Below are 15,710 nucleotides of genomic sequence, written 5' to 3'. Positions count from 1 at the left end.
ATGAGCAATGCAACCTCTGCGAATACCATTCGCCCCGACGAGGCCGCCCATTTCGGCAAGCTGGCAGCGGACTGGTGGAACCCCAAGGGCTCCTCGGCGATGCTGCACAAGCTCAACCCCGTGCGGCTGGGCTTCATCCGCGATGCCATCGATTCGCACTTCGGCACTGACCGCGCCGGCCTCAAGCCGCTGGCCGGTCGCCGTGCGCTCGATGTCGGATGCGGTGCGGGTCTGTTGTGCGAACCGCTCGCGCGGCTGGGCGCAAGCGTGACTGGCGTCGATGCCGCGCACGAGAACATCGCCGCTGCGCGCATTCATGCCGAGGGATCGGGTCTGGCGATCGAGTACCACTGCGGCGATGTCGGGCAGCTTGGGCTTGCCGGATACGACCTCGTCACCTCGATGGAAGTGATCGAACACGTCGCCGACAAGTCTGCGTTCATTTCTGCGCTGGGTGCCGCGCTGGCGGACGGCGGGCTGATGATCCTGTCAACGCCCAACCGCACGCCGCAGTCGCGCCTGTTCCTCGTGGAGGGTGCCGAGGGCCTCGGCATGGTGCCGCGCGGCACGCATCACTGGGAAGACTTCATCACCCCGATCGAACTGCACGACCTGCTGGGAGCGGCGGGGCTGACCATGGACAACCCGATGGGCATCGCCTGGAGCGTCTCGCGCGGATTGCACATCTCGGACAATCTCGCGCTCAACTACATCGTCACCGTGACGCGCTGAAAGGACTGAACATGGCCGAGCGTTTCGAGCGTCACAAGCAGGCGTGGACCCCAGACGAGATTCAGAAGCTGCATACCCTGGCGAAGAAGGGCATGCCGCTGAAGGCCATCGCCAAGGCGCTGACCCGTAGCGAGGAATCGGTGAAGATCCGCGCGAAGGCCGACAGCCTCGGAATTACAAAGTTGCGCTGAGATCGACCCAGCCGAACTTCGACCCGCCCCATACGCCGATCCCTGCTACCTGCAGGAAGGCGATGGAGTGCAGGTTGCTGACGAACGGTTGCTTGCGCGTCTTGTGGCGAAACAGCTTGCGGCCAAGATAGGCACCGGGCGAACCGCCGAGGAAGGCCAGCCACAACAGCGTTGATTCTGGCGTGCGCCAGCGGCCCGTCTCCGCTTTCCATTTGTCGACGCCGAAAGCGGCAAAGGCGAGAAAATTCATTGCGATCAGCACCGTCACGGCATTGGCGGTCGTCAGCAGGGCATTGGCATCGGGCAGGGCGTCCATGCCTGCGGCGCTATCTGCGGAACCTGAAATATTGGTATACGCGGCGCCAGATCGGCGCGTCAGGCAGGCTTTTCCGAAGGCAGGAACTTCTCGACCAGTTCGCGGGCCAGTCGTGCAGGACGCAGCGTCTCGGCATCAAGGCAGCACCAGCTCGACTTGACCTCGGCCAGCACGTCCTCGCCGCGCTTTATGATCGTCTCGTAGAAAGCGCGCGCGCCCTGAACCTTCTCGAGGATGACATGAGCGATCACCGTGTCGTCGAGAAATGTGGGTCGACGGTAGGTAATCTCATGCTTCAGCGCGACCCACAGATGAGCCGCCACCGCTTCGGCCGGGGCAAGCGCGCGCCAGTGGTCGATCACGGCGTCCTGCACCCAGTTGAGATATGAGGCGTTGTTGACGTGGCCCATGAAATCAATGTCCGAGGGTTGGACGGAAATGGGCACGAGGTGGGGGATCGGGTTGTTCACACTGATGTAGATAGCACGATTCGTGTGTCAGCGATAGGACAGACACCAAGTTCGCAATGCCTTCGGGCAATCGTGGCTCCGGCGCGGCGAATTCCGGCCTTGTTGCGGGGACAAAGGGGCCGTAAAGCCCGCCGCAGTTTACCGGACGGGATCCCAAGCCAGATGACTGCAAGCCCCAAGACCACCGCGCTGATGCGCCGCGGCGCCGAATTCCTCGGTACCGAACATGCGATCCTGTGCGGCGCGATGAGCTGGGTTTCCGAGCGCAACCTCGTATCGGCGATCAGCAATGCGGGCGGTTTCGGCGTGATCGCGTGCGGCGCGATGACGCCCGAACTGCTCGATAGCGAAATCGCGGCCACCAAGGCGCTCACGGCCAAGCCCTTCGGCGTGAACCTGATCACGATGCACCCGGCGCTGTTCGATCTCATCGCTGTCTGCGCGAAGCACAAGGTCGGCCATGTCGTGCTTGCCGGTGGCATTCCGCCCAAGGGCAGCGTCGAGGCGATCAAGGCATTCGGCGCCAAGGTGCTGGTCTTCGCGCCCACGCTGGCGCTGGCCAGGAAGCTGCTGCGCTCGGGCGCCGACGCACTGGTTATCGAGGGTTCGGAAGCAGGCGGGCACATCGGTCCGGTATCGACTTCGGTGCTGGCGCAGGAATTCCTGCCTGCTCTCGCGGAAGACCACGTGGTGTTCGTCGCCGGCGGCATCGGCCGGGGCGAGATGATCGCCAGCTATCTTGAGATGGGCGCGAGCGGCGTCCAGCTCGGCACCCGCTTTGCCTGCGCCACCGAATCGATCGCGCACCCCGCGTTCAAGGCCGCGTTTTTCCGTGGCAATGCACGCGATGCGATTGCGAGCGTTCAGGTCGATCCGCGCCTCCCGGTTATCCCGGTGCGCGCACTGAAGAACAAGGGCACCGAGGAGTTCACCGCCAAGCAGGTCGAAGTCGCCAAGCGGCTCGACGAAGGCGTTGTCGACATGGGCCAGGCCCAGCTCGAGATCGAGCATTTCTGGGCAGGCGCGCTGCGTCGTGCCGTGATCGACGGTGATGTGGAGCGGGGCTCGGTCATGGCCGGTCAGTCGGTCGGCATGGTGACGAAGGAAGAGCCGGTGGCCGAGATCATCGCCCAGCTCATGGCCGAGAGCGAAGTCGCGCTGACGCGCCGCTGACACGCCTTCCCCGCGCCTGCCGGAGACAAACCCAATGACCGATCCCGAAAAAACCGGGTTGCAAGCGCACCGGGCCTCGTTCGGGATCGTCTTTGCGATCGTGATGATCGACATGCTCGGCTTCGGTATCGTGACGCCGGTCCTGCCGGGACTGATCATCGACCTGACCCATGTCGATATCGGCACGGCGGCTGAGTATGCGGGTTGGCTGGGCGCGGGCTATGCCGCGATGCAATTCGTCTTCGCGCCGGTCATCGGGAACCTCTCGGACCGGTTCGGGCGCAGGCCGGTGCTGCTCGCGGCGGTGTTCCTGCTCGGGCTCGATTACCTGCTTCAGGCGATGGCACCGCATTTCTGGTGGCTGATCATCGGGCGCCTGCTCGCGGGCGTGACCGGGGCAAGCTTCTCGGCCGCCTATGCCTATATCGCCGACGTCACGAAGCCCGAAAAGCGCGCGGCCAGCTTTGGCATGATGGGGCTGGCTTTCGGCTTCGGTTTCGTCGTCGGTCCGGCGCTGGGCGGAGTGCTCGGATCGATCAGCCCGCGCCTGCCGTTCTATGCCGCCGCCGGCCTTGCGCTCTCGAACTTCGCGTTCGGGCTGTTCTTCCTGCGCGAATCCCTTGCGCCCGAAAACCGCCGACCGTTCGACTGGCGCAAGGCCAATGCGGTCTCATCGCTCAAGGCTTTGCGCGGGCAGAGCCCCACAGTGCTGTGGTTCGTCGCGGCACTGGGCACGTGGCAGCTCGCCCATGTCGTCTATCCCGCCGTATGGTCGTACTTCGCGATTGCCGCCTATGGCTTTTCGGTCCGCGATGTCGGGCTGGCGCTGGCCATGGTCGGCCTGACCAGCGCAGTCGTTCAGGGACTGGGCCTGCGCCTTGCCCTGCCCAAACTGGGTGAGCGCCGCGCGGTTGTTCTCGGCGTCTGCGGCCTGTGCGCTTCAGCGGTGCTCTACACGATCGCGCGCGAGCCGTGGCAGGTCTTTCTCGCGATTGCGGTCGGCTCGCTCCAGGGCTTCGTCCAGCCACCAATCTCTGCGTTCAACAGCCGCGCAGTCGATGCGCGCAGTCAGGGCGAACTGCAGGGCGCGGTGCAATCCATCGGCAGCATCGCCGCCATCGTCGGTCCACCGATGTACACGCAGGCGCTCGCACGGTTCAGCGGCCCCAAGGCGATCATCGATCTGCCCGGCATGCCGATGCTGCTTTCGGCAGGCATCTCGGTGATTACGCTGGCCCTGTTCTGGAAAGGCGCTTCGCTGCTCAGCCACCAGAAGGGCGATCAGCTCTCCAGTTCGACGTCCCAGTAGAGCCAATCGCGCCAGGTTTCGTGCAGGTAGCCCGGCGGGAAGGCGCGCCCGCGTTCCTGCAACTGCCAGGTCGTCGGACGGATCGCGCGGCTCATCAGGCGCATGCGGGCCTGCTCGGGCGTGCGCCCGCCCTTCCTGAGATTGCAGGGCGCGCAAGCCGCGGCGACGTTTTCCCATGAGGTGCGCCCCCCAAGGCGGCGGGGCACGATGTGGTCGAAGGTCAGGTTCTCGTGGCAGCCGCAATACTGGCACTGAAAAGCGTCGCGCAGGAACAGGTTGAACCGGGTGAAGGCGGGATATTCACTCGGCCGCACATACTGGCGCAGCGCGATCACCGAGGGGATCTTCATCCCGAAACCGGGACTGTGAACCTCGCGCTCATAGGTATCGATGATATCCACGCGTTCGAGGAACACAGCCTTTATCGCCGTCTGCCAGGGCCACAGGCTCAAGGGATAATAACTGAGCGGGGTATAGTCGGCGTTGAGGACCAGCGCAGGGCAATTAGAAAGATGGCGATCGTTGCCCAGAACGTCATTGAACGCGGCGCTGTCGCCCCCGGGGGCGCCATTGTGGGGCCTGGCCGAAGCCGCCCGCTCGATCAGCGCCTTATGAAGCACGTCCCGGTCCGGTCCCTGCAGGCAAGGCCGTGATGGCCCTCGCAGGGGCAGTAATGGCTGAGCCGCGTGACCGCTGTGTTACGCATGAGGAGAGAGGAACACAGGCCCGAGTCTTCCGTCAAGAGGGAACTCCTATCTGTTCCACAACCAGCCCGTCGAAAGGCCGCGCCATCAAAAGGCGTAAGCGGTGACAAGCTCGGTCAGGAGATCGCGTGCGGTGTAGACCGCCCTGACCGAAATCCGCTCGTTCAAGCCGTGCACGCCGTTGCCATCGGGATTGGCGAAGAACCCCGGCGGTCCGTAGCTGGGGATGCCGACAGCCGAAAGAAATACCCCGTCGGTCGCGCCGGTGGACATGACCGGGACCATCGGCACGCCGGGATAGTATTTCGCCACCAGCTTCTCGGCTGGGCCCAAAATCGCGGGATTAAGCGGCGGTGCCTTGGCGTCCGGTCCGCGATTGTCGGTACGCACGACCGTCATCTTCGGATCGGCGATGACCGTTTGCAGCGTCTTGCGCACATCTTCGGCCTGAATTCCCGGAAAGATGCGGCAATTGACGTTCGCGCCTGCGCGCTGCGGCAAGGCGTTGTTGGCATGGCCCCCATCGAGCAGCGTGGCAACGCAAGTCGTGCGCAGCATCGAGTGCAACGAGCGGTCGGTATTGACCACCGCTTCGGCCGCCTTGTCAGCCGGATCCGCCGAGATCGCGACCATCGCCTTGCCCAGGGCATCGCCGCGCGCGGCCCCTGCCTTTGCGAAATAGGCCCGCGTCGTGTCGTTGAGCATCACCGGGAAATCGAAATCGCGCAGCCGGGATAGCGCGTCCGACAATTCGTAGATCGCATTTTCCTTGACCGGGGTAGAGCTGTGCCCGCCGGGATTGGTAGCCTCGATGCGATAGTTGACCGGCGTCTTCTCGCCGACGTGCATCGATTGGACCACCACGCGGCCGCCCTGCTCAAGCGGCTTGTCGGTTCGCCCGCTCCCACCTTCGTTCAGGGCGAACTCCGCATCGATCAGATCGCGCCGGTTCTCGGCCAGCCATTTGGCGCCATTGAACGCGGTGCTGGTCTCCTCGCCGCAAGTGAGTGCCAGCTTGATCGTGCGCTTCGGCTTCTTGCCCGCCTGCCGCCAGCGCAGCAGCATGTCGACCCAGACCGCGTCCATCGCCTTCATGTCGGCCACGCCGCGCCCGTAGAAGTATCCGCCTTCCTCGATGAACGTGTAGGGATCGCGGGTCCAGTCCTCTCGCTTTGCGACCACCACATCGAGGTGGCCCAGCAGCAGGATCGGCTTTGCGGTCTTCGAGGTTCCGGGCAGGATGGCAACGATACCGCCTTCCTTCGGAGCCTCGGGCACGGCGAAACGATGGATATCCCCGTCGCCGAAGCCCGCCTTGCGCAAGTGGCCTTCGATCTTGTCAGCCAGCGCGGTGCAACTCCCGGTCGTGATCGAGGTGTCTGTTTCGACCATCTCCTTGTACAGCGCGCGGTAAGCCTCCTGGTCGGGCCGCAACGGGGCTTCGGCGGCAATCGCGGAGCCCATCTGCAGCACCAGCGCTGCCAGCAGGACGATCGATTTGCGCATGGATTGCAGTCCTCGTTGAAGCCTTGAAGCCGGGCCATCCTGCTTCAGCCGGGGAGCGCGCGCAAACACCTTTTCCCGTGCGTTGCCAGCTGTGCAAAACGGGCCGGAATAGCTTGGGTTTTTGCCCTTTCGTGCCTATGTGCAAACGATGGCCAGTACGAACGAGAATATCCCCAACGCCAACGCTTACGGCGCCGATTCCATCAAGGTGCTGAAAGGCCTCGATGCCGTGCGCAAGCGCCCCGGCATGTACATCGGCGATACCGACGATGGATCGGGCCTCCACCACATGGTGTTCGAGGTTTCGGACAACGCGATCGACGAAGCGCTGGCGGGGCATTGCGATCTCGTGCTGATAGAACTCAACCCCGACGGCTCGGTCTCGGTCGAGGACAACGGACGCGGCATTCCCACCGGTATCCACGCCGAGGAAGGCGTTTCCGCCGCCGAAGTGATCATGACCCAGCTTCATGCGGGCGGAAAGTTCGAGAACACCTCGGACGATAACGCCTACAAGGTGTCGGGCGGCCTCCACGGCGTCGGCGTCTCGGTGGTCAACGCGCTATCGGAATGGCTGGAGCTGACGATCTGGCGCGAAGGCAAGGAGCACTGGATGCGCTTTGCCCACGGCGATGCCGTCGGCCCGCTCGAAGTGCGCGGGCCCGCGCCTGAAGGCAAGAAGGGCACGCGCGTCACGTTCCAGGCCAGCCACGATACCTTCAAGAACGTGCTGGAGTTCGATTTCGACAAGCTCGAACACCGCTACCGCGAACTTGCCTTCCTCAATTCGGGCGTGCGCATCCTGCTGCGCGACAAGCGCCATGAAGAGGTCAAGGAGCACGATCTCTATTACGAGGGCGGGATCGCCGCCTTCGTGAAATATCTCGATCGCAACAAGGCCTCGCTCATGCCCGAACCGGTCGCCATTTCGGCCGACCGGGATGGCATCGGCATCGACGTCGCGCTCGAGTGGAACGACAGCTACTACGAAAACGTGCTGTGCTTCACCAACAACATCCCGCAACGCGATGGCGGCACGCACCTTGCCGCGTTCCGCGCAGCGCTCACCCGCACGCTCAACGGTTATGCCGAACGCTCGGGCATGCTGAAGAAGGAAAAGGTCTCGCTGACCGGCGACGACATGCGCGAAGGCCTTACCGCCATCGTTTCGGTCAAGCTGCCCGATCCGAAGTTCTCCTCGCAGACCAAGGACAAGCTGGTCTCCTCCGAGGTTCGCCAGCCGCTCGAAAGCCTGATGGCCGACAAGATGGTCGAATGGCTGGAAGAGAATCCCGGCCACGCCAAGTCGATCATCCAGAAGGTGATCGACGCCGCAGCCGCGCGCGAAGCGGCCAAGCGCGCCCGCGAACTCACTCGCCGCAAGGGCGCGATGGACATCGCCAGCCTGCCGGGCAAGCTCGCCGATTGCCAGGAGCGCGATCCGTCGAAGTGCGAACTGTTCCTGGTCGAGGGTGACTCGGCGGGCGGTTCGGCCAAGCAGGGGCGTGATCGCAAGACCCAGGCGATCCTGCCCTTGAAGGGCAAGATCCTCAACGTGGAACGCGCGCGGTTTGACCGGATCATCGGCTCGAAGGAAGTCGGGACTCTGATCCAGGCGATGGGCACCGGCATTCGCGACGAGTTCAATCTCGACAAGCTGCGCTATCACAAGATCGTCATCATGACCGACGCCGACGTCGACGGCGCGCATATCCGCACGCTGCTGCTGACCTTCTTCCACCGCCAGATGCCCGACATCATCCGTTCTGGGCACCTCTTCATCGCCCAGCCGCCGCTCTACAAGGTCGCCAAGGGCCGCAGCGAGGTCTACCTGAAGGACAACGCCGCGCTTGACCGCTATCTGGTCGACGCGGGCCTCTCGGGCCGCGTGCTGGAAACCGCAGGCGGCGCGCGCAGCGGACCAGACCTTGAAAATCTGGTCGAGCACGCCCTGCGCATGCGCAACCTGATGGCTTTCGTTCCCCGTCGGTACAATCCGGCGATCATCGAAGCGCTTGCGCTTGCCGGTGCGCTCGAGCCGGAAATGTCCACCGAAGCCCGCGCCGAAGCGCTTTCGCGCACCACGCGCTGGCTCGATCGCGGCGATACCGAAGCACGCTGGTCGGTCGATCTGGCCGAAGAAGGCGGCTACCACATCAAGCGCGTCTGGCGCGGGGTGACCGATCATCACGTGATCGAAGCCGGATTCCTCGTCAGCGCCGAAGCGCGCAAGCTGGCCAAGCTCGCCGCCGAAAACGCCGACGTCTATCAGGGCGTGGCACGACTGGTCCGCGCAACCGCGGCGTCGGCGGCCGAAGCCGAGCCCGAATCCGACGCGGTCGTCTCGGGCGATGATGCCGATGCGCCCGCCGCCGCACCCACGACGCAGGCCAAGGACGCGATCACGCGGCCTTCCGAACTGCTCGAGACGGTGTTCGCCGGTGGGCGCAAGGGCCTTTCGATCCAGCGCTACAAGGGTCTTGGCGAAATGAACGCCGATCAGCTGTGGGAAACCACGCTCGATCCAAACGTGCGCACGCTGCTGCAGGTGAAGGTCGAGGATGCAGACGTGACCGACGAAATCTTCACCCGCCTGATGGGCGACGTGGTCGAGCCGCGCCGCGAATTCATTCAGGACAACGCGCTCAACGTGGCCAATCTGGACGTCTGATCTTGGCTTTCACCGACGACATTCCGTGGGACCAGCCCGCGACCATGATCGACCTTGAAGGCCGCGCCCCGATCATCGGCACGATCCGCGACTGCGCGTTGCACTACGGCCTCTACAAGCCCCACGCTCGCGACAATGCACGGGTGCTGCTGAGCAAGCCGATCCACCGCGAAGGCCGCGCCACGCGCACGTGGCTGCTCGATCCCTCGGAAATCGCGGAACTGGCGGACAGGCTTTCGCGCGAGACGAACTAGAGACGTGGAAACGTAAATTTCTACGTCATGCTGAACTTGTTTCAGCACCCATTTCACCCCTCGCACGGTGCGGCGTTGCGCAAAGCAGCGGCGCAGTTATCCTGCGCCACAACGCATCGGCGCAGGAGGAGAGATGGATCCTGAAACAAGTTCAGGATGATGGGATAGAGCAACTAAGCCGTAAACGCAGCCGCCCACTCGGCTTCCTTGAACCCCACAAGCAGGCCGCCGGGATATTCGACAATCGGTCGCTTGATCATCGAGCTGTTCCCGGCAAGCACCGCAGGCGCGCCGTCTCCTGCCAGCGCCGCCTTCTGCGCATCATCCAGCTTGCGGTAGGTCGTACCCGCGCGGTTCACCACCTTGTCCAGGCCGACCTGTGCAATCCAGCCAGCGACCCGCGCCGGGTCAGCGCCCTGCTTCTTGTAGTCGTGAAACGTGTAGGCAAGGCCCTGCGCGTCGAGCCATGTGCGGGCCTTCTTGACGGTGTCGCAGTTGGGAATGCCGTAAAGAATAATGCTCATGAGTCCTGCCGGTTGAAGTGGTGGATGCGCGAAGGCGTGCCAGCGAAAAGCGTGTAGTTCTCGTAATACTCGCTGCGGCCCTTGCCCTGTATTTCGACATGTTCGGCTACGCGCCGCCATGCCAGAGCCGCCGCTTCGTCGGCCCATTCGGACAGAGCGATGACTTCGCCGTCATCGGCGGTGTAGCTCTTGAAGCTGAGGAAGCCGGGTCGCTGGCGCGCCAAGGCGTCCATCGCTTGCGCATCTGCCGCATAGGCGGCGGCATCGATGTCGGCGCGTTTGCGGTTGCGGAAGACGACGAGGTACATGGGGCGGATTTAGCGCGCGTCAGGCCGCGCCGAAAGGTGGACTTTTCCGCCGCTTTGCGACATTGCGCTTCCCCCATGAGCCTGAACAGTTTTGGTCACATGTTCCGTTTCACCACCTGGGGCGAAAGCCACGGGCCGGCGCTGGGTGCCGTGGTTGATGGCTGCCCTCCGGGCCTCGCCATTTCCGAAGCGGATATCCAGCCGTATCTGGATGCGCGCCGCCCCGGCCAATCGCGCTTCACCACGCAGCGGCAGGAGCCGGATCAGGTCCGCATCCTTTCGGGCGTGTTCGAAGGCAAGACAACGGGCACCCCGATCAGCCTGATGATCGAGAATGTCGATCAGCGTTCGAAGGACTATGGCGATGTCGCCAAGGCCTATCGCCCCGGCCATGCCGATTATGCCTATGACGCCAAGTACGGCTTCCGCGACTATCGCGGCGGCGGGCGCTCGTCAGCACGCGAGACGGCGGCACGCGTCGCCGCAGGCGGCGTGGCGCGACTGGTGATGCCCGAAGTCGCCATTATGGGTTACGTCAGCGCGATTGGCGGCGATGCGATCGACATGGCCAATTTCGACGCTGCCGAGATCAGCAACAATCCGTTCTTCTGCCCCGACGCCAAGGCCGCTGCCCGCTGGGAAGCGCTGGTCGATGACGCGCGCAAGTCCGGCTCTTCGCTGGGCGCGGTGGTCGAATGCGTGGCCACCGGCGTTCCTGCTGGTTGGGGCGCGCCGCTCTATGCCAAGCTCGACGCCGAGCTGGCCCACGCGATGATGGGAATCAACGCGGTCAAGGGCGTGGAAATCGGCGATGGCTTTGCCGCAGCGGCCAATACCGGAGAAGGCAATGCCGATCCGATGCGGCCGGGTGACGGCGCGCCGCAGTTCACGGCCAATCACGCGGGCGGCATTGCCGGCGGCATTTCCACCGGCCAGCCGGTCGTGGTGCGCGTGGCGTTCAAGCCCACCTCGTCGATCCTCACGCCGATGCCGACGATCACGCGTGAGGGCGAGGCGACCGAACTGTTCACCAAGGGCCGCCACGATCCTTGCGTCGGCATTCGCGGCGTGCCCGTGGTCGAGGCGATGATGGCGCTAGTGCTGGCCGACCAGAAACTGCTGCACCGGGGACAGTGTGGTTGAGGTGACCGTGAAAGGTCGTTAGTCTCGCCTGCAACAATATTGCGGGAGCATTCTTTTGGCCAGGCGCCTGACCCTTTACATCCTGATCGGCATGGTGCTCGGCATCGTCGTCGGCTACGCGCTCAACACTTCCTATCCCACGGGTGACGCGACGCTGGCCTATACCGCCGACACGCTCAAGCTGCTGCCCGATGTTTTCCTGCGCCTGATCAAGATGATCGTCGCGCCGCTGGTACTGGCCACCATCGTCACCGGCATTGCTTCGATGGGCGACAGCGCCGCCCTCGGCCGGATCGGCGGGCGTTCGCTGGCGTGGTTCGTCACGTTCAGCTTCGTCTCGATCACGCTCGGCCTGATCATGGTCAACCTGCTCAAGCCCGGCGTCGGCCTTGAACTGGTGCCCACGGGCGACCTTGGCGAACTGGCGACGGGCGACTTCACCTTCCGCCATTTCGTACTGTCGGTCTTCCCCGCCAGCCCGATCGAGGCGATGGCCAAGAATGACATCCTGCAGGTGCTGGTGTTCTCGCTGTTCGCGGGCATTGCCCTGTCCGCCGTGGGCGAGAGGGGCGCGCCGCTCGTGCGCGGGGCCGAGGCGCTGGCGCAGGTCATGCTCACCGTCACCGGCTATGTCATGCGCTTTGCGCCATTCGCGGTGTTCGGCGCGATCTCGTCGGTCATTGCGCTGCGCGGGCTCGGCATCATTGTGACCTACGGCAAGCTGGTGGGATCGTTCTACCTCGCGATGCTGGTCCTCTGGGTGATCCTGTTGAGCGCGGGCGCGATCTTCCTCCACGGCCGCATCTTCACCCTGATCCGCTACATTCGCGAACCGCTGTTGCTGGCCTATTCCACCGCCAGTTCCGAAGCCGCCCTGCCCAAGCTGTTCGAACAGCTTGACCGCTTCGGCGTCCCGCGCCGCATCTCGGGCTTCGTCCTGCCGCTGGGCTACAGCTTCAATCTCGACGGCTCGATGATCTACACCAGCTTTGCCGCGATCTTCATCGCGCAGGCCTATGGCATCGACCTGCCCATCTCGAGCCAGATCGTGATGCTGCTGACGCTGATGGTTACGTCCAAGGGCATTGCCGGGGTGCCGCGCGCCAGCCTTGTCGTGATTGCCGCGACGCTCAACCAGTTCGGTCTGCCGGTCGAAGGCATCGCGCTTGTCCTGGGCGTCGATCACTTCCTCGACATGGGCCGCAGCGCCACCAACGTGGTCGGCAATGCGGTGGCGACGTCGGTCGTGACCAAGTGGGAAGGCATGCTCCAGCCGCCCCTCGATCCCGATGCCGAACCGCCGCACGCGCCTTCACACACTGCGGCGGACGGTCGCGCCGGCCTCAATCTGGACGAGGCGAACTTCGAGAACTGATTCGGTCGCGGACTATAGCGAGAGGAACAACCCCGCCAGCGCCGCGCTCATCAGGTTGCTCAGCGCGCCTGCCACAAGCGCGCGCAGACCAAGCTTGGCGATGACCGGCCGCTGGTTGGGAGCGAGACCTCCGGTCACCGCCATCTGGATCGCGATCGAGCTGAAGTTGGCAAAGCCGCACAAGGCGAAAGTAACCAGCGCGACTGTATGGGGCGAAAGCGCGGTGTCCTTGCCCAGTTCGATGAAGGCGACGAATTCGTTGAGCACGATCTTCGAGCCGAACAGCCCGCCGGCCTGCATCGCCTCGCCCCAGCCATCGGCGCCCAGGAGCAGGAACACCGGCGCAAAGACATAGCCGAGCACCATCTGGAACGAGAGGTCGGGCATGCCGAACCAGCCGCCCAGCCAGCCAAGGATCCCGTTCGCCAGCGCGACAAGCGCCACGAAGGCGAGCACCATTGCGCCTACCGCCACCGCCAGCTTCACGCCGGTCTGCGCGCCCTGGCTTGCGGCCATGATGATGTTGGCGGGGCGTTCTTCCTCGTCCGAGGCAAGGCCGGGCTTCACGTGCGGATTGGGCAGGGCCTCATCGGCCACTTCGGCAGGGCACGGCGGCTCGTCGGGCATCATCAGCTTGGCCATCAGGATGCCGCCGGGTGCCGACATGAAGGCCGCCGCGACGAGATAATCGATGCGGATGCCCATGCTGGCATAGGCCGCCAGAATCGTGCCCGCCACGCCTGCCATGCCCACGGTCATCACGCAGAAAAGCTGCGAAGGATTGAGCGCAGCCAGATAGGGCCGGATCACAAGTGGCGATTCGCTTTGCCCGACGAAGATGTTGCTGGCCGCACACAGCGATTCGACCTTGCTGATCCCCGTCACCTTCTCCAGCGCGCCGCCGATCCAGCGGATCACCAGCTGCATCACGCCGAGATAGTAGAGTATCGAGATCAGCGCGGCGAAGAATACGATCACCGGCAGGGCCGATATGGCAAAACTGGTCCCGCCGATCGCCGGGTCGGCGAGCGGTCCGAACAGGAACTGCACGCCCGCGCGGGCAAAGCCGAGCAGGCCTTCGACTCCCTTGGCCGCTCCCTGCAACATGCGGTTGCCGAATGGCACATAGAGCACCAGCGCGGCAAACCCCGCCTGCAGCGCGAACGCGGCGGCAACAACGCGCAGCCGGATCGCACGGCGGTTTGATGAAAGGGCAAAGGCGAACGCGAGGATGAGCACCATCCCGAGGAGACTGAGTACGACACGCATCGGGTGGGGCCTGGCTCCGCAGCAGAAAGAGGTTTCATTGAAAAAGTGGTTTCAGGCGAACCTAATAGCGAATTGGCGCTGCGTTAAAAGCACGCTATCGGCCCGTCATGCACGAACCATCCGCTCCGGCGCCCGCAATCCCCCGTTCGCTGTTCGCCGGCGCGCTCCTCTATGGCGGCCTGTGTGTGCTGGCTGGCGTTCTGGGCACCAAGCTTGCCTCACTCGGCCATTGGCCGCTGCTTGGCGATCTTGCCGTCGAATCGGGAATCTTTGCATTTCTCCTGCTCGTCGTGATGGCCAGCGCCGTTGCCGAACTGTTCGGGCAGGACGTGGCGAACAAGCTCGTGCGCTTCGGCTTCGTGCCGCTGATCGTCTCGATGGTCCTGCTCACCACAGTGATCCATGCCGTGCCGCCCGCCCCGTTCTGGAACGATCAAGACGCCTTTGCCCGCTTGCTTGGCCAAGGTGCGCGGATGCAGTTTGCGGGCCTTATCTCCTACGGCACCTCGCAGACGCTCAACGTCTACCTGTTTTCGCGGATCGCAGGCGGGCGCGGGCGCCTGCTGATGCTGCGCGCATGGCTCGCCTCGATGCTCAGCCAGGTGGTCGATACGATCCTGTTCATCACGATCTCGTTCTACGGGCAGGACCTGCCGATCCTCTCGATCATGGAAGGCCAGATCATCTCCAAGCTGGTGCTCTCCACAATCATGGTCCCGCCGCTGATCTGGGTCTTCGTGCGGCTGGGAAAGTGGCTCGACCGTCCGGCATGACCTGCACCGCTGGCGCAACGCGCAATATTGGATTCCGCACGCTTTGCGCGTAAGGGCGCGCATCATGTCTCAGAACCACGATCCCGCGATGCTCGCCAAGGCCGAAACGCTTACCGAAGCGCTGCCCTATCTCCAGCGCTATGCCGGCAAGACCTTCGTCGTGAAGTACGGCGGCCATGCGATGGGCGATCCGGAACTCGCGCACGATTTCGCGCAGGACGTGGTGCTGCTGAAAGCCGTGGGCATCAACCCGGTCGTCGTCCACGGCGGCGGCCCGCAGATCGGCCGGATGCTCAAGGCGCTGGGAATCGAATCGCAGTTCGTCGACGGGTTGCGCGTCACCGACAAGCAGACCGCCGAAGTCGCCGAAATGGTGCTGGCCGGCGCGATCAACAAGGAAATCGTCGGCTGGATCGCGCGCGCGGGCGGCAAGGCCATCGGCATCTCGGGCAAGGACGGCGGCATGGTCCTTGCGCGCAAGGTCCAGTCGAAAAAGGCGCCCAAGGCAATCTCCGACGAAAGCGGCGAGCAACTGGTCGTCGATCTCGGCTTCGTTGGCGAGCCGGCACACATCGACACCACCGTGATCGACACGATCTGCGCGGCCGGCATGATCCCGGTGATCGCCCCGATCGGCGTGGGCGAGGATGGCGCGACCTACAATATCAACGCAGACACCATGGCTGGCAGCATTGCCGCCGCCATGGGCGCTGCCCGCCTGTTCCTGCTGACCGACGTCCCCGGCGTGCTCGACAAGGACAAGAACCTGCTCACCGACCTGCGCCCCGCCGACATCGCGCGGCTGGCCGAGGACGGCACGATCAGCGGCGGCATGATCCCCAAGCTCGAGACCTGCGTCCACGCGGTCGAGGCCGGGTGCGAGGCGACCGTGGTCCTCGATGGCCGGGTGCCTCACGCGATGCTGCTCGAGATCTTCACCGCGCAAGGGGCGGGCACGCTGATCAAGGCGGGTTGAACCGGGTTAAGCTTCA

General features: G+C 64.2%; 17 protein-coding genes. 10 read left to right on the top strand and 7 right to left on the bottom strand.

Features of this window, described 5'->3' with window-relative positions; genetic code table 11:
* On the top strand, positions 1-732 hold the full coding sequence (gene ubiG / locus AC2A04_RS09855; protein WP_484212145.1) for a bifunctional 2-polyprenyl-6-hydroxyphenol methylase/3-demethylubiquinol 3-O-methyltransferase UbiG: 732 nt from the start codon (positions 1-3) through the stop codon (positions 730-732).
* 11 nt (positions 733-743) lie between these two features.
* Complete coding sequence (locus AC2A04_RS09850) at positions 744-923, top strand: hypothetical protein (RefSeq protein ID WP_311505751.1); 180 nt, start codon at positions 744-746, stop codon at positions 921-923.
* On the opposite strand, the gene AC2A04_RS09845 is transcribed toward AC2A04_RS09850, so the two are convergent.
* Both AC2A04_RS09845 and AC2A04_RS09840 read right to left on the bottom strand, forming a co-directional pair.
* A complete protein-coding gene (locus tag AC2A04_RS09845; RefSeq protein WP_484212144.1) occupies positions 907-1,239 on the bottom strand; it encodes a DUF1294 domain-containing protein in 333 nt (110 codons plus the stop codon). The genes AC2A04_RS09850 and AC2A04_RS09845 overlap by 17 nt on opposite strands.
* A gap of 59 nt (positions 1,240-1,298) precedes the next feature.
* Positions 1,299-1,709 carry an acyl-CoA thioesterase gene (locus tag AC2A04_RS09840; RefSeq protein WP_484212143.1) on the bottom strand — a complete coding sequence of 137 codons (411 nt, stop codon included), beginning with the start codon at positions 1,707-1,709 and terminating at the stop codon, positions 1,299-1,301.
* A gap of 162 nt (positions 1,710-1,871) precedes the next feature.
* Here AC2A04_RS09840 and AC2A04_RS09835 point away from each other — a divergent pair, with 162 nt between their 5' ends.
* Complete coding sequence (locus tag AC2A04_RS09835) at positions 1,872-2,882, top strand: NAD(P)H-dependent flavin oxidoreductase (protein WP_484212142.1); 1,011 nt, start codon at positions 1,872-1,874, stop codon at positions 2,880-2,882.
* Between the two features lie 34 nt (positions 2,883-2,916).
* On the top strand, positions 2,917-4,191 hold the full coding sequence (locus AC2A04_RS09830; RefSeq protein WP_484212141.1) for a TCR/Tet family MFS transporter: 1,275 nt from the start codon (positions 2,917-2,919) through the stop codon (positions 4,189-4,191).
* Here the strand turns inward: AC2A04_RS09830 and AC2A04_RS09825 are convergent.
* Together AC2A04_RS09825 and AC2A04_RS09820 are read right to left on the bottom strand one after the other, a co-directional pair.
* On the bottom strand, positions 4,164-4,721 hold the full coding sequence (locus AC2A04_RS09825) for an HNH endonuclease (protein WP_484212254.1): 558 nt from the start codon (positions 4,719-4,721) through the stop codon (positions 4,164-4,166). The genes AC2A04_RS09830 and AC2A04_RS09825 overlap by 28 nt on opposite strands.
* A gap of 261 nt (positions 4,722-4,982) precedes the next feature.
* Positions 4,983-6,401, bottom strand: a complete 1,419-nt coding sequence (locus tag AC2A04_RS09820) for a M20/M25/M40 family metallo-hydrolase (RefSeq protein WP_484212140.1) — start codon at positions 6,399-6,401, stop codon at positions 4,983-4,985.
* Positions 6,402-6,549: 148 nt separating this feature from the next.
* On the opposite strand from AC2A04_RS09820, the gene gyrB reads away from it, so the two are divergent.
* On the top strand, positions 6,550-9,072 hold the full coding sequence (gene gyrB, locus AC2A04_RS09815) for a DNA topoisomerase (ATP-hydrolyzing) subunit B (RefSeq protein WP_484212139.1): 2,523 nt from the start codon (positions 6,550-6,552) through the stop codon (positions 9,070-9,072).
* Positions 9,073-9,116: 44 nt separating this feature from the next.
* A complete protein-coding gene (locus AC2A04_RS09810) occupies positions 9,117-9,326 on the top strand; it encodes a hypothetical protein (RefSeq protein WP_484212253.1) in 210 nt (69 codons plus the stop codon).
* A gap of 173 nt (positions 9,327-9,499) precedes the next feature.
* On the opposite strand, the gene AC2A04_RS09805 is transcribed toward AC2A04_RS09810, so the two are convergent.
* Both AC2A04_RS09805 and AC2A04_RS09800 read right to left on the bottom strand, forming a co-directional pair.
* The gene (locus AC2A04_RS09805; RefSeq protein WP_484212138.1) at positions 9,500-9,850 is read right to left on the bottom strand and encodes an arsenate reductase; all 351 of its coding nucleotides are present in this window, start codon (positions 9,848-9,850) and stop codon (positions 9,500-9,502) included.
* Positions 9,847-10,158 carry an antibiotic biosynthesis monooxygenase family protein gene (locus AC2A04_RS09800; protein ID WP_484212137.1) on the bottom strand — a complete coding sequence of 104 codons (312 nt, stop codon included), beginning with the start codon at positions 10,156-10,158 and terminating at the stop codon, positions 9,847-9,849. Before AC2A04_RS09800 ends, AC2A04_RS09805 begins: the two co-directional genes overlap by 4 nt.
* Before the next feature lie 75 nt (positions 10,159-10,233).
* Between AC2A04_RS09800 and aroC the strand changes: the two genes are divergently transcribed.
* Both aroC and AC2A04_RS09790 read left to right on the top strand, forming a co-directional pair.
* The gene (aroC, locus tag AC2A04_RS09795) at positions 10,234-11,301 is read left to right on the top strand and encodes a chorismate synthase (protein ID WP_484212136.1); all 1,068 of its coding nucleotides are present in this window, start codon (positions 10,234-10,236) and stop codon (positions 11,299-11,301) included.
* A gap of 55 nt (positions 11,302-11,356) precedes the next feature.
* Positions 11,357-12,676: a dicarboxylate/amino acid:cation symporter gene (locus AC2A04_RS09790; RefSeq protein ID WP_484212135.1), complete on the top strand. Its 1,320-nt coding sequence runs from the start codon at positions 11,357-11,359 to the stop codon at positions 12,674-12,676.
* A gap of 12 nt (positions 12,677-12,688) precedes the next feature.
* On the opposite strand, the gene AC2A04_RS09785 is transcribed toward AC2A04_RS09790, so the two are convergent.
* On the bottom strand, positions 12,689-13,945 hold the full coding sequence (locus tag AC2A04_RS09785; protein WP_484212134.1) for a NupC/NupG family nucleoside CNT transporter: 1,257 nt from the start codon (positions 13,943-13,945) through the stop codon (positions 12,689-12,691).
* Positions 13,946-14,052: 107 nt separating this feature from the next.
* Here AC2A04_RS09785 and AC2A04_RS09780 point away from each other — a divergent pair, with 107 nt between their 5' ends.
* Together AC2A04_RS09780 and argB are read left to right on the top strand one after the other, a co-directional pair.
* Positions 14,053-14,718 carry a queuosine precursor transporter gene (locus AC2A04_RS09780; protein ID WP_484212133.1) on the top strand — a complete coding sequence of 222 codons (666 nt, stop codon included), beginning with the start codon at positions 14,053-14,055 and terminating at the stop codon, positions 14,716-14,718.
* Between the two features lie 64 nt (positions 14,719-14,782).
* Positions 14,783-15,694: an acetylglutamate kinase gene (argB, locus tag AC2A04_RS09775; RefSeq protein ID WP_484212132.1), complete on the top strand. Its 912-nt coding sequence runs from the start codon at positions 14,783-14,785 to the stop codon at positions 15,692-15,694.
* Positions 15,695-15,710: the final 16 nt, after the last annotated feature.

The organism is Novosphingobium sp. HNCC26DJ243 (assembly GCF_057180545.1).
The sequence above is the reverse complement of the archived record's forward strand: the minus strand, read 5'-3'. Positions and strand labels throughout refer to the sequence as shown.

Coding starts and splice junctions, on each gene's coding strand:
- ubiG (WP_484212145.1), top strand. CDS start 1: ATGAGCAATGCAACCTCTGCGAATACCATTCGCCCCGACGAGGCCGCC.
- AC2A04_RS09850 (WP_311505751.1), top strand. CDS start 744: ATGGCCGAGCGTTTCGAGCGTCACAAGCAGGCGTGGACCCCAGACGAG.
- AC2A04_RS09845 (WP_484212144.1), bottom strand. CDS start 1,239: ATGGACGCCCTGCCCGATGCCAATGCCCTGCTGACGACCGCCAATGCC.
- AC2A04_RS09835 (WP_484212142.1), top strand. CDS start 1,872: ATGACTGCAAGCCCCAAGACCACCGCGCTGATGCGCCGCGGCGCCGAA.
- AC2A04_RS09830 (WP_484212141.1), top strand. CDS start 2,917: ATGACCGATCCCGAAAAAACCGGGTTGCAAGCGCACCGGGCCTCGTTC.
- AC2A04_RS09820 (WP_484212140.1), bottom strand. CDS start 6,401: ATGCGCAAATCGATCGTCCTGCTGGCAGCGCTGGTGCTGCAGATGGGC.
- gyrB (WP_484212139.1), top strand. CDS start 6,550: ATGGCCAGTACGAACGAGAATATCCCCAACGCCAACGCTTACGGCGCC.
- AC2A04_RS09810 (WP_484212253.1), top strand. CDS start 9,117: ATGATCGACCTTGAAGGCCGCGCCCCGATCATCGGCACGATCCGCGAC.
- AC2A04_RS09805 (WP_484212138.1), bottom strand. CDS start 9,850: ATGAGCATTATTCTTTACGGCATTCCCAACTGCGACACCGTCAAGAAG.
- AC2A04_RS09800 (WP_484212137.1), bottom strand. CDS start 10,158: ATGTACCTCGTCGTCTTCCGCAACCGCAAACGCGCCGACATCGATGCC.
- aroC (WP_484212136.1), top strand. CDS start 10,234: ATGAGCCTGAACAGTTTTGGTCACATGTTCCGTTTCACCACCTGGGGC.
- AC2A04_RS09785 (WP_484212134.1), bottom strand. CDS start 13,945: ATGCGTGTCGTACTCAGTCTCCTCGGGATGGTGCTCATCCTCGCGTTC.
- AC2A04_RS09780 (WP_484212133.1), top strand. CDS start 14,053: ATGCACGAACCATCCGCTCCGGCGCCCGCAATCCCCCGTTCGCTGTTC.
- argB (WP_484212132.1), top strand. CDS start 14,783: ATGTCTCAGAACCACGATCCCGCGATGCTCGCCAAGGCCGAAACGCTT.